Source organism: Pseudomonas saxonica, from assembly GCF_007858365.1.
Lineage (GTDB): Bacteria > Pseudomonadota > Gammaproteobacteria > Pseudomonadales > Pseudomonadaceae > Aquipseudomonas > Aquipseudomonas saxonica.
Window position 1 is genome coordinate 1,531,723 of the sequence record NZ_VFIO01000001.1, and the last position, 15,915, is coordinate 1,547,637.

Sequence of the window (15,915 nt, forward strand, 5' to 3'; positions counted from 1 at the left end):
GATAAGCCCTCAAACGGTCTTCAGGTTAGCTCGGAACCATTACACCCAGAGGATGCACGCCCGACCTTACTCTTATCGACTCAGAAAAAAAGAAATCTGCAATTTTTACCAGTAACCGAAAACTACTTCGGCTTCTTGGTACCGTACTTCGAACGACCTTGGTTACGACCTTTAACGCCGGAAGTATCCAAAGAGCCGCGAACGGTGTGATAACGAACACCTGGCAAGTCTTTTACACGACCGCCACGAATCAGTACCACGCTGTGTTCTTGCAGGTTGTGACCTTCACCACCGATGTACGAGGAAACCTCGAAACCGTTGGTCAGGCGCACACGGCATACTTTACGCAGTGCCGAGTTAGGTTTTTTCGGCGTAGTTGTATACACACGGGTGCATACGCCACGACGTTGCGGGCAGTTTTGCAGCGCAGGTACGTCGGATTTCTCGACGATACGCTTACGCGGCTGACGTACCAGCTGGTTGATAGTTGCCATCTACTAGCTCCACTGTTGTCTTGCGACGCTATTGTCTTGCAAGAAAAGCAAAATGGCAGGAACGAATTCCCGCCAAATTTAGGGGTACAAGAGTCTAAAGAGGATCTTGTCCCCAGTCAAGGCAAGGCCCCGACACTTCCACTCACCAAACCCAGACAATTGCCAGGATTCGATGAACGGAACTGCCGGGGCCCGCCCATCATTTACCGCAGAACTCAGTTACCGCTCGAGTTCAGCGCTTCGGTCAGTGCAGCTTCCACTTCACTGGCGCTTACGCGCAACGGTTTGTCAGCATCACGGCGACGCTTACGCTCGCTGTGATAAGCCAGACCGGTACCAGCCGGGATCAAACGACCCACGACCACGTTTTCTTTCAGGCCGCGCAGGTAATCGCGCTTGCCGGTTACCGCTGCTTCGGTCAGTACTCGCGTAGTCTCTTGGAAAGAGGCCGCGGAGATGAACGATTCAGTCGACAACGACGCCTTGGTGATACCCAGCAGAACACGAGTGAACTTGGAGACAAACTTGTCTTCAGTGCTCAGACGCTCGTTCTCAGTCAACACCTGGGTCAACTCCATCTGGTCGCCCTTGATGAAGGTGGAATCACCAGACTCGGCAATTTCAACTTTACGCAGCATCTGACGCAGAATCGTCTCGATGTGCTTATCGTTGATTTTTACGCCTTGCAGACGGTAAACGTCCTGAATCTCGTTAACGATGTACTTGGCCAGCGCACTCACACCCAGCAGACGCAGGATGTCATGTGGATCGCTAGGACCGTCGGAGATAACTTCACCGCGGTTCACTTGCTCGCCTTCGAAGACGTTCAGGTGACGCCACTTTGGAATCAGCTCTTCGTACGGATCAGTACCGTCGTTCGGGGTAATAACCAGACGGCGCTTGCCTTTGGTTTCTTTACCGAACGCGATGGTGCCGCTGACTTCAGCCAGAATCGAGGCTTCTTTCGGGCGACGCGCTTCGAACAAGTCAGCAACCCGTGGCAGACCACCGGTGATGTCTCGAGTCTTCGAAGTTTCTTGCGGAATACGAGCGATAACGTCGCCGATCGCGATTTCCGCACCATCCGCTACACCGACCAAGGCGTTAGCTGGCAGGAAGTACTGAGCCGGTACGTCGGTACCTGGCAACAGCAGATCCTTGCCATCAACACCAACCATCTTGACGGCTGGACGAATGTCCTTGCCGGCAGCTGGACGGTCTTTGGCATCGAGCACTTCAATGTTGGTCATACCGGTCAATTCGTCAGTCTGACGCTTGATCGTGATGCCTTCTTCCATGCCCACGTAGGTCACGGTACCTTTCATTTCAGTAACGATTGGGTGAGTGTGCGGATCCCACTTGGCTACGATAGAGCCAGCGTCAACCTTGTCACCTTCTTTAACCGAAATAACGGCGCCGTACGGCAGTTTGTAACGCTCACGCTCACGACCGTAGTCATCAGCGATCGCCAACTCACCGGAACGCGATACCGCTACCAGACAACCATCTACACGCTCTACGTGCTTCAGGTTGTGCAGACGGACAGTACCGCCATTCTTCACCTGAACGCTGTCAGCAGCAGAGGTCCGGCTTGCCGCACCACCGATGTGGAACGTACGCATCGTCAGCTGTGTACCCGGCTCACCGATCGACTGTGCAGCGATTACGCCGACAGCTTCACCGATGTTCACCTGGTGACCACGAGCCAGATCACGGCCGTAGCACTTGGCGCAGATACCGAAGCGGGTTTCGCAGCTGATTGGCGAGCGAACGATCACTTCGTCGATGCTGTTCAGCTCGATGAATTCAACCCACTTCTCGTCAACCAGAGTGCCTGCAGGAACAATGATTTCCTCAGTACCCGGCTTGAATACGTCACGGGCGATCACTCGACCCAGAACGCGCTCACCCAACGGCTCAACAACGTCACCGCCTTCGATGTGCGGAGTCATCAGCAGACCGTGTTCGGTACCGCAGTCAACCTCAGTCACCACCAAGTCTTGCGCAACGTCTACCAGACGACGCGTCAGGTAACCGGAGTTAGCTGTTTTCAAGGCGGTATCCGCCAGACCCTTACGAGCACCGTGAGTCGAGATGAAGTACTGAAGTACGCTCAAACCTTCACGGAAGTTCGCAGTAATCGGCGTTTCGATGATGGAGCCGTCTGGCTTGGCCATCAGACCACGCATACCGGCCAGCTGACGGATCTGCGCAGCAGAACCCCGAGCACCGGAGTCAGCCATCATGTACATCGAGTTGAACGACTCTTGCTCAACTTCAACACCGTGACGATCAATAACCTTCTCTTTCGAGAGGTTCGACATCATGGCCTTGGAAACTTCGTCGTTAGCCTTCGACCAAAGGTCGATTACTTTGTTGTACTTCTCGCCCTGTGTTACCAGGCCCGAGGCGTACTGGCTTTCGATCTCTTTCACTTCATCGGTTGCAGCCGCGATGATGCGAGCTTTCTCATCCGGGATAACGAAGTCGTTAACACCGATGGATACGCCAGAGATGGTCGAGTAAGCAAAACCGGTGTACATCAACTGGTCAGCGAAGATCACGGTCTCTTTCAAACCAACCACGCGGTAGCACTGGTTGATCAGCTTGGAGATCGCCTTTTTCTTCATCGGCAAGTTGACGACGTCGTACGACAGACCTTTTGGCACAACCTGGAACAACAGCGCACGGCCGACAGTGGTGTCGACGATACGGGTGTTGCTCACGCTGCCGCCATCACGGTCATTGACAGTTTCGCTGATGCGAACCTTGACCTTGGCATGCAGTGCGGCTTCACCGGCACGGAATACACGGTCAACTTCTTGCAAGTCAGCGAATACACGACCCTCGCCTTTAGCGTTGATCGCTTCACGCGTCATGTAGTACAGACCCAATACAACGTCCTGCGACGGAACGATGATTGGCTCACCGTTGGCTGGCGACAGAATGTTGTTGGTCGACATCATCAGCGCACGTGCTTCCAACTGGGCTTCCAGCGTCAGCGGTACGTGAACAGCCATTTGGTCGCCGTCGAAGTCGGCGTTGTACGCAGCACAGACCAGCGGGTGCAGCTGGATAGCTTTACCTTCGATCAGTACGGGTTCAAACGCCTGGATACCCAGACGGTGAAGGGTCGGTGCACGGTTGAGAAGCACTGGGTGTTCGCGGATGACTTCAGCGAGAACGTCCCAAACTTCCGGCAGCTCGCGCTCAACCATCTTCTTGGCGGCTTTAATGGTGGTAGCAAGACCACGCATTTCCAGCTTGCCGAAGATGAACGGCTTGAACAGCTCGAGTGCCATTTTTTTCGGCAGACCGCACTGGTGCAGACGCAAGGTCGGACCTACGGTAATTACCGAACGACCCGAGTAGTCAACACGCTTACCGAGCAAGTTCTGACGGAAACGACCTTGTTTACCCTTGATCATGTCAGCCAAGGATTTCAGAGGACGCTTGTTGGAACCTGTGATAGCGCGACCGCGACGGCCGTTGTCGAGCAATGCATCGACGGCTTCTTGCAACATACGCTTTTCGTTACGCACGATGATGTCCGGAGCGGACAGATCAAGCAGGCGCTTCAAGCGGTTGTTACGGTTGATCACTCGACGGTACAGATCGTTGAGGTCGGAAGTCGCGAAACGACCACCATCCAACGGAACCAAAGGACGCAGATCTGGCGGCAGAACCGGCAGAACGGTCAGAACCATCCACTCAGGAAGGTTGCCGGAGCCCAAAAAGGCCTCCATCAACTTCAAGCGCTTGGACAGTTTCTTGATTTTGGTTTCGGAGTTGGTTTGCGGAATTTCTTCGCGCAGACGGCCAATCTCGTGCTCCAGGTCGATAGCGTGCAGCAGCTCACGAACAGCCTCAGCACCCATACGGGCATCGAAGTCGTCGCCGAACTCTTCCAGCGCTTCGAAATACTGCTCATCGTTCAGCAGCTGACCTTTTTCCAGAGTGGTCATGCCCGGATCGATAACGACATAGCTCTCGAAGTAGAGAACGCGTTCGATATCACGCAGGGTCATGTCCATCAGCAAGCCGATACGGGACGGCAGCGATTTCAGGAACCAGATGTGAGCAACTGGCGAAGCCAGTTCGATGTGAGCCATGCGCTCGCGACGGACCTTGGCCAGTGCGACTTCAACGCCACACTTCTCACAGATCACACCACGGTGCTTCAAGCGCTTGTACTTACCGCACAGGCACTCGTAATCCTTTACCGGGCCAAAGATCTTGGCGCAGAACAGGCCGTCACGCTCAGGCTTGAACGTACGGTAGTTGATGGTTTCCGGCTTTTTAACTTCACCGAACGACCACGAACGGATCATCTCAGGCGATGCCAATCCAATACGGATGGCGTCGAACTCTTCGACTTGACCCTGGTTTTTCAGCAAATTCAGTAGGTCTTTCAAGGCCTTTCCTCCTGGCGGAGCAGAGAGCGGGCAGAACAGCCCCGCTCTCGATTCGCGTCACGTGTTATTCGGTTTCCAGATCGATATCGATGCCGAGGGAACGAATTTCTTTGATCAACACGTTGAAGGACTCGGGCATGCCCGGCTCCATACGGTGATCGCCATCCACGATGTTTTTGTACATCTTGGTACGGCCGTTCACATCGTCCGACTTCACTGTGAGCATTTCTTGCAGAGTGTATGCCGCGCCGTAAGCTTCCAGCGCCCAGACCTCCATCTCCCCGAAACGCTGACCACCGAACTGAGCCTTACCACCCAGCGGCTGCTGGGTAACCAGGCTGTAAGAACCAGTAGAACGAGCGTGCATCTTGTCGTCTACCAAGTGGTTCAGCTTCAGCATGTACATGTAGCCAACGGTAACCGGACGTTCGAACTGGTTGCCGGTACGACCGTCAGTCAGCGTCATCTGGCCGCTGTCTGGCAGGTCTGCCAAACGAAGCATTGCCTTGATTTCGCTTTCTTTGGCACCGTCGAACACCGGGGTAGCCATTGGCACACCGCCGCGAAGGTTCTTCGCCAGATCAAGGATTTCTTGATCCGAGAAGTCATCCAGGCTTTCTTGACGACCGCCAATTTCGTTGTAGATCTCATGCAGGAACTTACGCAGGTCAGCGACCTTGCGTTGTTCTTCAATCATGAGGTTGATCTTCTCGCCCAAACCTTTGGCTGCGAGGCCCAGGTGAGTTTCAAGAATCTGACCAACGTTCATACGCGAAGGTACGCCCAACGGGTTGAGGACCACATCAACCGGGGTGCCATTGGCATCGTACGGCATGTCTTCAACCGGCATGATCACGGAGACCACACCTTTGTTACCGTGACGACCAGCCATCTTGTCACCCGGCTGGATGCGACGACGGATTGCCAGGTAAACCTTGACGATTTTCAGCACGCCCGGAGCCAGGTCATCGCCCTGCTGCAGTTTGCGCTTCTTGTCTTCGAACTTATCGTCCAGCAGACGACGGCGATCGATGATGTAGGCCTGAGCTTTTTCAAGCTGCTCGTTCAGAGCGTCTTCAGCCATGCGCAGTTTGAACCACTGCCCATGCTCAAGACCGTCCAGGATTTCATTAGTGATTTCCTGACCTTTCTTCAGACCAGCTCCACCTTCGGCTATACGGCCAACCAGTGCAGAGCGCAGACGTTCAAAAGTGGCGCCTTCAACGATGCGGAACTCTTCGTTCAGGTCCTTGCGGATCTCGTCCAGCTGGGTCTTCTCGATCGACAGGGCACGAGCATCACGCTCAACGCCGTCGCGAGTGAAGACCTGCACGTCGATAACAGTACCTTTGGTACCGGTAGGTACACGCAGGGAAGTGTCTTTAACGTCGCTGGCTTTTTCACCAAAGATTGCGCGCAACAGCTTCTCTTCTGGAGTCAGCTGAGTCTCACCTTTCGGAGTAACCTTACCGACCAGAATGTCGCCAGCGCCAACTTCAGCACCTACGTAAACAATACCGGCTTCGTCCAGTTTGTTCAGTGCAGCTTCACCCACGTTCGGGATGTCTGCAGTGATCTCTTCAGGCCCAAGCTTGGTGTCACGTGCCACACAGGTCAGTTCCTGAATGTGGATCGTGGTAAAGCGATCTTCTTGAACAACTCGTTCCGACAGGCAGATGGAGTCTTCGAAGTTGTAACCGTTCCAGGCCATGAACGCGATGCGCATGTTCTGACCCAGTGCCAGCTCACCCATATCGGTGGACGGGCCGTCAGCCATGATGTCGCTACGCTGTACACGATCACCTTTGCGAACCAGCGGACGCTGGTTAATGCAGGTGTTCTGGTTGGAGCGGGTGTATTTGGTCAGGTTGTAGATGTCGACACCGGCTTCACCAGTCTCTACTTCATCATCAGCAACACGAACCACGATACGGCTAGCGTCTACAGAGTCGATCACGCCGCCACGACGAGCCACGACGCAAACGCCGGAGTCACGAGCTACGTTACGCTCCATGCCGGTACCTACCAGCGGCTTGTCAGCACGCAGGGTCGGTACAGCTTGACGCTGCATGTTGGAACCCATCAACGCACGGTTGGCGTCATCGTGCTCCAGGAACGGGATCAGCGACGCTGCAACCGAAACTACCTGCTTCGGAGAAACGTCCATCAAGGTGACGTCTTCCGGCGCCTTAACGGTGAATTCGTTCAAGTGACGAACAGCTACCAACTCGTCGATCAGCACTTTCTTGTCGTTCATCGTGGCCGAAGCCTGAGCGATCACGTGATCAGCTTCTTCGATAGCGGACAGGAAAACGATCTCGTCGGTCACCAATGCATCTTTCACAACACGGTACGGGCTCTCAAGGAAGCCGTACTGGTTGGTGCGAGCATAAGCAGCCAAGGAGTTGATCAGACCGATGTTCGGACCTTCCGGCGTTTCAATCGGGCATACACGACCGTAGTGAGTCGGGTGTACGTCACGAACTTCAAAGCCAGCACGCTCACGCGTCAGACCGCCCGGGCCCAGTGCAGAAACACGGCGCTTGTGGGTGATCTCGGACAGCGGGTTGTTTTGGTCCATGAACTGGGACAGCTGGCTGGAACCGAAGAACTCTTTCACCGCAGCAGCCACAGGCTTGGCGTTGATCAGGTCTTGCGGCATCAAGCCTTCGCTTTCAGCCATCGACAGACGCTCTTTGACCGCACGCTCAACACGTACCAGGCCAACGCGGAACTGGTTTTCTGCCATTTCGCCAACACAGCGAACACGACGGTTACCCAGGTGGTCGATGTCATCGACGATGCCTTTGCCGTTACGGATGTCGACCAGAGTCTTCAGTACCGCGACGATGTCTTCTTTGCACAACACGCCCGAACCTTCGATCTCGGTACGACCGATACGACGGTTGAACTTCATCCGGCCGACCGCAGACAGGTCATAGCGCTCAGGGCTGAAGAACAGGTTGTTGAACAGAGTCTCGGCAGCGTCCTTGGTTGGCGGCTCGCCTGGACGCATCATGCGATAGATCTCGACCAGCGCCTCCAATTGATTGCTGGTGGAGTCGATCTTCAGCGTGTCGGAAACGAATGGACCACAGTCGATATCGTTGGTGTACAACGTTTCGATGCGAACAACCTGGCTCTTGGCAATTTTCGCCAGAATCTCGGTGGTCAGCTCGGTGTTGCACTCTGCAATGATTTCACCAGTTGCCGGATGCACGATAGCTTTGGCCGTTGTGCGACCCAGGACGTAGTCCAGAGGCATAACAAGCTGCTTGATACCGGCTTTTTCCAGCTGGTTGATATGGCGAGCAGTAATACGACGACCTTGCTCGACAATAACCTTGCCTTTGTCATCGGTAATATCGATAGCCGCGATTTCACCGCGCAGACGCTGTGGTACCAGTTCCAGGCTGATGGTTTCGCCCTGAACGTGGAATACGTTGGTGGTGTAGAACGCGTCCAGCACCTGCTCAGTCGTATAACCCAGCGCGCGCAGCAATACCGATGCAGGCAGCTTGCGACGACGGTCAATACGTACGAACACGCAATCTTTCGGGTCGAACTCAAAGTCCAACCACGAACCACGGTAAGGAATGATACGCGCGGAATAAAGCAGTTTACCGGAGCTATGCGTCTTGCCGCGGTCGTGATCGAAGAACACGCCCGGGGAACGGTGCAGCTGGGAAACAATTACACGCTCAGTACCATTGATTACAAAGGTACCGTTTTCAGTCATCAGGGGGATTTCACCCATGTAGACTTCTTGCTCTTTGATGTCCTTGATCGCTTTGTTCGACGATTCTTTGTCGAAAATGATCAAACGAACTTTTACCCGCAAAGGTACGGCGTACGTTACGCCACGCAACACGCATTCTTTGACATCAAATGCCGGCTCGCCCAAGCGATAACCGACATACTCCAGCGCAGCATTGCCGGAGTAGCTGATGATCGGGAAAACGGATTTGAAGGCCGCATGCAGGCCCACGTCGCGGAACTTATCTTTAGTCGCTCCCGCCTGCAAGAATTCACGATACGAATCCAGCTGGATTGCCAAGAGATACGGCACATCCATGACGTCCGGCAACTTGCTAAAGTCCTTGCGGATACGTTTTTTCTCAGTATATGAGTAAGCCATCAGCGTTCCCCAGCTTGGTCACCTGCTTGTTTGGCCTCTCCCGACGGGAGCAGCCAGAAAATCGTGCAAACCCCTTGGTTTGCTCCACCGCACAGGGTGGTTACAGCACGTCAAAGGCACCAACCTAGTCGGTTGCCAATAACGGAAAAAGGCCGGTGGCAAGAGCCACCAGCCATCAGCCTCAGCTTAACGCCTGGGCTGGAGACGCAAGGTCGATGCTTACTTCAGCTCGACTTTAGCGCCTGCTTCTTCCAAGGTAGCCTTGGCTTTGTCAGCTGCGTCTTTAGCAACAGCTTCCAGAACCATAGCTGGAGCGCCGTCAACTACTGCCTTGGCTTCTTTCAAGCCCAGACCAGTCAGTTCACGAACAGCCTTGATCACGTTAACTTTCTTCTCGCCAGCTTCCAGCAGCATGACGTTGAATTCAGTTTGCTCTTCAACAACAGCAGCGGCAGCAGCAGGACCAGCAGAAGCAGCAGCAGCGGAAACGCCGAACTTCTCTTCCATTGCTTTGATCAGTTCAACGATTTCCAGAACGGATTTTTCGCCGATTGCTTCGATGATTTGGTCGTTAGTCAGAGACATGACTATTAATTCCTGTATTGGGGTGACAGCCTAAGCGGCCATCGAAATAAACAATAAACGCCGAAAAAAGTCGCTCAGCCTTAGGCTGCAGCAGCTTCTTTCTGGTCGCGAAGTGCCGCCAGAGTACGAGCCAATTTGCTGGTAGCGCCTTGAATCACGCTCATCAGCTGAGAAATTGCTTCGTCACGGGTCGGCAGACTTGCCAGTACGTCGATCTGATTAGCTGCGAGGAACTTGCCCTCGAACGCAGCTGCCTTGATCTCGAACTTATCCTGACCTTTTGCGAATTCTTTGAAGATACGAGCAGCAGCGCCCGGATGTTCTTGGGAGAATGCAATCAAGGTCGGGCCAGTGAACACGTCGTTGAGAACACTGTATTCAGTGTCAGCAACAGCGCGCTTTAGCAGGGTGTTACGTACAACACGTACGTATACGCCAGCTTCACGAGCCTCTTTACGGAGTCCGGTCATAGCGCTTACTGTCACACCGCGGGCATCAGCCACAACAGCGGACAGGGCAACTTTGGCAGCCTCGTTGACTTCAGCGACGATGGCCTTCTTGTCTTCGAGTTTAATTGCCACGGGTTTAACTCCTGCTTGTTACCGTTTCATCCAACCTGGGTCGGATGTCGTTTTGGTGTCTGATTCGGTAAGGAACCGGGAGCACCATCTGCGTAGGCTTGAGGTTTAAGGCTTTCACCGCCTACGGTCTTGGATAGCCCCCGCCAGGCAGGGACCCCAATCTTTCATTGGCGCAGCATGCTGCGCCAATTTGTTTTACGCGTCCAAAGAACCTTGGTCGATGACCAAGCCTGGGCCCATAGTGGTGCTCAGGGTAACGCGCTTAACGTAAATACCTTTCGAGGAAGCTGGCTTGATACGCTTCAGATCAGCGACCAGGGCTTCAACGTTTTCCTTCAGCTTGACAGCGTCGAAACCGACCTTGCCAACGGAAGTGTGGATGATACCGTTTTTGTCGGTGCGATAACGAACCTGACCAGCTTTTGCGTTCTTAACCGCAGTAGCTACGTCTGGAGTTACAGTACCAACCTTCGGGTTAGGCATCAGGCCACGTGGGCCCAGGATCTGACCCAACTGACCTACAACACGCATTGCGTCCGGGGAGGCAATAACTACGTCATAGTTCAGGTCGCCGCCTTTCATTTCTGCGGCCAGGTCGTCCATACCAACGCGATCTGCGCCGGCTGCCAGAGCAGCTTCAGCAGCTGGACCCTGAGTGAACACAGCTACACGTACAGTCTTGCCAGTGCCGTGTGGCAGCACAGTAGCGCTACGAACAACCTGGTCAGATTTACGTGGGTCTACGCCCAAGTTGATAGCGATGTCAAAAGACTCGCTGAACTTAACAGTCGACAGCTCGGCCAACAGAGCAGCAGCGTCTACAAAGTTGTAAGACTTGCCAGCTTCAATTTTACCGGCGATAGCCTTTTGGCGCTTAGTCAGCTTAGCCATTACACACCCTCCACGTTAAGGCCCATGCTACGAGCAGAACCGGCGATGGTACGCACGGCTGCATCCATGTCAGCAGCAGTCAGATCCGCGTTTTTGGTTTTCGCGATTTCTTCCAGCTGTGCACGAGTAACAGTGCCGACCTTAACGGTGTTTGGACGAGCGGAACCGCTAGTCAAACCGGCAGCCTTCTTCAGCAGAACCGAAGCAGGAGTCGATTTGGTTTCGAATGTGAAGCTACGGTCGCTGTATACAGTGATGATCACAGGAGTCGGCAGGCCTGGCTCAATACCCTGAGTACGGGCGTTGAAAGCTTTGCAGAATTCCATGATGTTCACACCGTGCTGACCCAGAGCTGGACCAACAGGTGGGCTTGGGTTGGCCTGAGCGGCCTTCACTTGCAGCTTGATGTAAGCGGTAATCTTCTTGGCCATGAGGCACTCCAATTACGGGTTCAGACGCCTAAATCAAAAGGCTCCCCGGTTACTTGCGTGTTTATCCCAGTGACGACAAAACCCCACAGCCGAAGCCATGGGGTTGGGATGCGTGCTCAGTTAGACCTTTTCGACCTGACTGAACTCTAGCTCTACCGGAGTAGAGCGACCGAAAATGAGCACAGCCACTTGGATGCGACTCTTTTCGTAGTTTACTTCTTCGACCGTACCATTGAAATCGGCAAACGGCCCGTCAGTGACTCGAACAACTTCGCCCGGCTCGAACAACGTCTTCGGCTTAGGCTTGTCGCTACCATCAGCAACGCGACGCAGAATCGCTTCTGCCTCTTTATCTGTAATCGGTGCCGGCTTGTCAGCGGTGCCACCAATAAAGCCCATGACACGAGGAGTATCCTTGACTAAGTGCCAAGTCCCTTCGTTCATGTCCATTTGGACTAGCACATAACCAGGGAAGAATTTCCGCTCGCTTTTGCGCTTCTGGCCATTACGCATTTCAACCACTTCTTCAGTGGGAACCAGAATCTCGCCGAAGCCATCTTCCATGCCTGCCAGCTTAATACGCTCGATCAAAGAGCGCATAACATGCTTTTCGTAACCCGAATAAGCATGCACTACGTACCAACGCTTAGCCACGGGACACCCTTAGCCAACAATCAAGGAAACGAGCCAACCGAGCAGGGAATCTAAACCCCACAACAGCAACGCCATAACAAGAACAACAGCCACCACGATCAACGTGGTCTGCGTAGTTTCTTGGCGAGTTGGCCATACGACTTTACGAATCTCAGCACGAGCTTCCTTTACCAGGACAGCGAACGACTTGCCTTTCGCAGTCTGCAACCCGATGTAGGCAGCGACAGCAGCAATAACAAGGAGAGCGATGACGCGATACAGGATCGGCGAACCAGAGTAGTACTGATTCCCAACAACGCCAACCACAACAAGGGCAACCACTGCTAGCCACTTGAGTAGATCGAAGCGAGAGCCTTGAACTTCAGCCTTGGGAGTCATCAAAGAGGATCCTGTGAAAAGAAAGCCAGATGCAATGAGAGAATCTGGCAGGTCAGGAGGGAATCGAACCCCCAACCTACGGTTTTGGAGACCGTCGCTCTGCCAATTGAGCTACTGACCTAAAACATTATCGAGCCGCCGATTATGCCGACCCGAGAGAGACTTTTCAACAACCAATGCAATTACTTTTTGCCGACAGACCCAAACAGCCCACCAAACACCGCAAGCAACTGTATGCAAGCCACTTACAACAGCAACAGCAACCGGAGCAGCAGCACAAAAAAGCACCACCAGCAAACACCCCGAACAAGCTTTCCAGCCTGTTAAAACAAAGGCAGATATTTTCATATCTGCCTTGTTATATGGAGCTCTTGAGCGGATTTGAACCGCTGACCTCACCCTTACCAAGGGTGTGCTCTACCAACTGAGCTACAAGAGCAAAAACTACCTTCAAGCCAGCATAAATGGAGCGGGTGGCGGGAATCGAACCCGCATCATCAGCTTGGAAGGCTGAGGTTCTACCACTAAACTACACCCGCAAATCATGCTGATTTGCGAAAATATGGTGGAGGGGGAAGGATTCGAACCTTCGAAGTCGTAGACGTCAGATTTACAGTCTGATCCCTTTGGCCGCTCGGGAACCCCTCCTGAGCTGAGCGGGATTCTACAGCATCCCAACTCTTTGTCAATCACTTTTCTTAATAAAATCATCAAGTTAGGAAATTGACTCACTTCACTTGGCGCCCATCTTACGATGTTCACTGTGGAGCGGGCGCCATTCTATGCAAAGAATGGGACAGCTGCAACCCCTAACATCGGCTTTTTTTGTATTTTAAGCCTTTGAATTCATTAGCAAGCCCTTGCAATAGCTCTTCACTCGCCTGAACCTGGTTTTCCTGAGCAATGCGATGGTGAAACTCTGCAAGCTCGGCGTTGGCCGAGGTAACTGGTACCAGCTTTATATTCAAGCTCTCAAGCTTCAGCTCTAGCCCTCGAAGCTGCTCGCCATCATTAATCCCAGCCAAGTAAGTGCAGAGCTCCTCAACGTCGGACGCTTTCATGGCGCCAGATAAAGGCAGCATTGGCGGCACTTCATTAAGCAACTGAATGGTGCGCTTGCCATTTGTAGGCACTGATAACGAGCCCACTTCCTTAACCTTCACTGGAGCTTCTTGCTGATGCCATACATAGTAAAAAACATTCAGCACGACAAGGAGCAGAAACATCCAACGCATAGAAACCTCAAGCAATAGGACAAGCGACCGCCAAACCGATAAATACTAAATCCTGAACAAGCTTGGCATCTGGCACCACATCGACCACAAGGCAAGCATCCCCCCCAGTGAGGAACACTACAAAATCATCCCCCCAATACTCATGCGCCAATTGCAACTGAGTCATTACAAACCCTCGCAGCATCAATAAGCACCCGCGCTCAACGGCTTCAGCTGTAGAGCGACCCGGAGTAAAACTGTGCAATGCTTGCTCAGCCAAAACTTTGTCGTACCGGATACGCCGTGTGTGGGTGCGCAGCTGGTTGCGCATCAATGGCAATCCAGGACAAATGAACCCTCCCAAGTGAGCACCATCTCCCGCTACAAAATCGGAGGTTACCGCAGTGCCGAAATCAAGTATCAAACATGCACCTTTTGCCAGCTCGAACCCACCCAGCAGTGCTAGCCAACGATCCAAACCCAGGCGCTCGAAGTCCTTATAGCCATTTTTGACTCCCGCCACAGCTCGAGCTGGCTGGGCACTGAGAACTTCCACCCCAAAGCTGGCCTCAAGTGTGGCAATCAGATCAGCAGTTTCTTCATCACTTCGTACGCTCACCAGACGACAGCAGCGCACTGTCAACGCCGTATGCGCCGACACAGCAGTGACCAGTGCAGCATTTGTATCAGCAACACCACCACAGACCGAGACATTACCGCTAAGTACACGCCACTTTATGAAACTATTGCCACAGTCCAATTCAAGAATCATGGCGTAACCTCAAACTCAATTCGCCACCGCTGTATATTTTCTCTGTACCGCCCACATCTATACGCAACGCACCCTGACCATCAATGCCAAGAACAGTACCATCGACCTTGTGACTACCGGCGATCAATGACACCTCTCGCCCTTGCCATAGATGATTCTCTTCCCACTCCGACTGCATCACAGAAAAGCCCTGCATCTCATGCTGCTGCAAATACTGATGCAGCCTATTATTGAGAATTACAATAAATTCATTGCGATTGATAGAGCGACCTGTCTCCAAGCGAACTGACGTCCATGCTTGATCAACCTCTTCAGTCGCTTTCATATTGACGTTGATGCCAATGCCCAACACGACATGACACACGTCAGCAGGATCGCCGACCAGCTCAAGCAGAATGCCAGCGATTTTTTTGCTACCCACGAGCACATCATTTGGCCACTTGAGACCAGCATTAGAAGTACCGATGTCGCGCAACGCATTCAACACTGCCAGACCGACGACTAGACTAAGCCCCTCAAGCTGACGCATCCCACCCTCAATGCGCAAAACGAGACTGAAGTAGATATTTTCTGCGAACGGACTGACCCACTTACGACCTCGGCGACCGCGACCCGCACTTTGCTGCTCTGCCAATACAGCAAAGGGGGCGGCCTCACCCCGACCAATAGCACGCAATGCCTCAGCGTTAGTTGAGTCCAGCGCTTGATGGATGAGCGCTGGCCAGGGACTGGATGGGATCTGCTCGGAATCAAGCAGCTCTAGCGGTGAAGCCAATTGATAACCACGACCGCGAACCTTATGAATAGACAAATTCAAGTCTGACTCCAAGTGCTGCAGCTGCTTCCATACAGCACTACGGCTTATACCGAGAGCCTGACCCAAGGCCTGTCCCGAGTGAAATCGACCATCTTTAAGGAGTTTCAACAACGTCAGCATTCACGTATCACCTCACAATGAGGGAGGCATGATAGCTATGCGCTAGGCCATTGCATACCCAACCACCAAAGCATAACTGCGTCATCGAAATTACTGGCAAGTCAGGCAAAAACGCCATTGCGTGCACAGTAGATATCCTCATTAAAAATGAAGACACATGCTTCCTGCGCTTTTTCGCGCACAAAAACAAACCCCCTGTCTGCGTGAGCAGACAGGGGGTTTGGAATTTAATCTTGACGATGACCTACTCTCACATGGGGAAACCCCACACTACCATCGGCGATGCATCGTTTCACTGCTGAGTTCGGGATGGGATCAGGTGGTTCCAATGCTCTATGGTCGTCAAGAAATTCGGTAGCCAGCGCGTTTAACCTTACGGTCAACGTTCCAGCGAATGGGTATGTAATAGAATTCGGTGCTTTGCG

13 protein-coding genes, 4 tRNA genes and 1 rRNA gene are annotated in these 15,915 nt (G+C 53.2%); all 18 read right to left on the bottom strand.

The features are described from left to right. Nucleotides 1–122: 122 nt before the first annotated feature. The gene (rpsL, locus tag FJD38_RS07165) at nt 123–494 is read right to left on the bottom strand and encodes a 30S ribosomal protein S12 (protein WP_002555494.1); all 372 of its coding nucleotides are present in this window, start codon (nt 492–494) and stop codon (nt 123–125) included. Between the two features lie 215 nt (nt 495–709). Further along, on the bottom strand, nt 710–4,909 hold the full coding sequence (gene rpoC, locus FJD38_RS07170; protein WP_122785685.1) for a DNA-directed RNA polymerase subunit beta': 4,200 nt from the start codon (nt 4,907–4,909) through the stop codon (nt 710–712). A gap of 64 nt (nt 4,910–4,973) precedes the next feature. Then, complete coding sequence (rpoB, locus tag FJD38_RS07175) at nt 4,974–9,047, bottom strand: DNA-directed RNA polymerase subunit beta (protein ID WP_122785686.1); 4,074 nt, start codon at nt 9,045–9,047, stop codon at nt 4,974–4,976. A 219-nt stretch (nt 9,048–9,266) separates the two neighbouring features. Beyond that, entirely contained in the window at nt 9,267–9,632 is a 366-nt protein-coding gene (rplL, locus tag FJD38_RS07180) for a 50S ribosomal protein L7/L12 (RefSeq protein ID WP_048378431.1), read from the bottom strand. 80 nt (nt 9,633–9,712) lie between these two features. Next, nucleotides 9,713–10,213 carry a 50S ribosomal protein L10 gene (gene rplJ, locus FJD38_RS07185; RefSeq protein ID WP_122785687.1) on the bottom strand — a complete coding sequence of 167 codons (501 nt, stop codon included), beginning with the start codon at nt 10,211–10,213 and terminating at the stop codon, nt 9,713–9,715. Nucleotides 10,214–10,408: 195 nt separating this feature from the next. Beyond that, on the bottom strand, nt 10,409–11,104 hold the full coding sequence (gene rplA, locus FJD38_RS07190) for a 50S ribosomal protein L1 (RefSeq protein ID WP_122785688.1): 696 nt from the start codon (nt 11,102–11,104) through the stop codon (nt 10,409–10,411). After that, nucleotides 11,104–11,535, bottom strand: coding sequence for a 50S ribosomal protein L11 (gene rplK / locus FJD38_RS07195; protein WP_003210097.1), 432 nt, complete (start codon nt 11,533–11,535; stop codon nt 11,104–11,106). Before rplK ends, rplA begins: the two co-directional genes overlap by 1 nt. A 120-nt stretch (nt 11,536–11,655) precedes the next feature. Then, nucleotides 11,656–12,189, bottom strand: coding sequence for a transcription termination/antitermination protein NusG (gene nusG, locus FJD38_RS07200; RefSeq protein ID WP_094992107.1), 534 nt, complete (start codon nt 12,187–12,189; stop codon nt 11,656–11,658). A 9-nt stretch (nt 12,190–12,198) separates the two neighbouring features. Further along, a complete protein-coding gene (secE, locus tag FJD38_RS07205) occupies nt 12,199–12,567 on the bottom strand; it encodes a preprotein translocase subunit SecE (protein ID WP_122785689.1) in 369 nt (122 codons plus the stop codon). Nucleotides 12,568–12,612: 45 nt separating this feature from the next. Continuing rightward, nucleotides 12,613–12,688: transfer RNA gene (locus FJD38_RS07210), tRNA-Trp, on the bottom strand. Continuing rightward, entirely contained in the window at nt 12,679–12,915 is a 237-nt protein-coding gene (locus FJD38_RS07215; protein WP_146384567.1) for a hypothetical protein, read from the bottom strand. Before FJD38_RS07215 ends, FJD38_RS07210 begins: the two co-directional genes overlap by 10 nt. 15 nt (nt 12,916–12,930) lie before the next feature. Continuing rightward, nucleotides 12,931–13,006 (bottom strand) — tRNA-Thr (locus tag FJD38_RS07220). A gap of 26 nt (nt 13,007–13,032) precedes the next feature. After that, a tRNA-Gly gene (locus FJD38_RS07225) sits at nt 13,033–13,106 on the bottom strand. A 24-nt stretch (nt 13,107–13,130) separates the two neighbouring features. Beyond that, nucleotides 13,131–13,215: transfer RNA gene (locus FJD38_RS07230), tRNA-Tyr, on the bottom strand. A 161-nt stretch (nt 13,216–13,376) separates the two neighbouring features. Further along, nucleotides 13,377–13,802 carry a hypothetical protein gene (locus FJD38_RS07235; protein WP_146384569.1) on the bottom strand — a complete coding sequence of 142 codons (426 nt, stop codon included), beginning with the start codon at nt 13,800–13,802 and terminating at the stop codon, nt 13,377–13,379. Between the two features lie 7 nt (nt 13,803–13,809). Continuing rightward, the gene (locus FJD38_RS07240; protein ID WP_146384571.1) at nt 13,810–14,553 is read right to left on the bottom strand and encodes a pantothenate kinase; all 744 of its coding nucleotides are present in this window, start codon (nt 14,551–14,553) and stop codon (nt 13,810–13,812) included. Further along, on the bottom strand, nt 14,543–15,490 hold the full coding sequence (birA, locus tag FJD38_RS07245; protein WP_122785692.1) for a bifunctional biotin--[acetyl-CoA-carboxylase] ligase/biotin operon repressor BirA: 948 nt from the start codon (nt 15,488–15,490) through the stop codon (nt 14,543–14,545). Before birA ends, FJD38_RS07240 begins: the two co-directional genes overlap by 11 nt. Nucleotides 15,491–15,721: 231 nt before the next feature. Next, a 5S ribosomal RNA gene (gene rrf / locus FJD38_RS07250) occupies nt 15,722–15,837 on the bottom strand. Between the last annotated feature and the right edge of the window lie 78 nt (nt 15,838–15,915).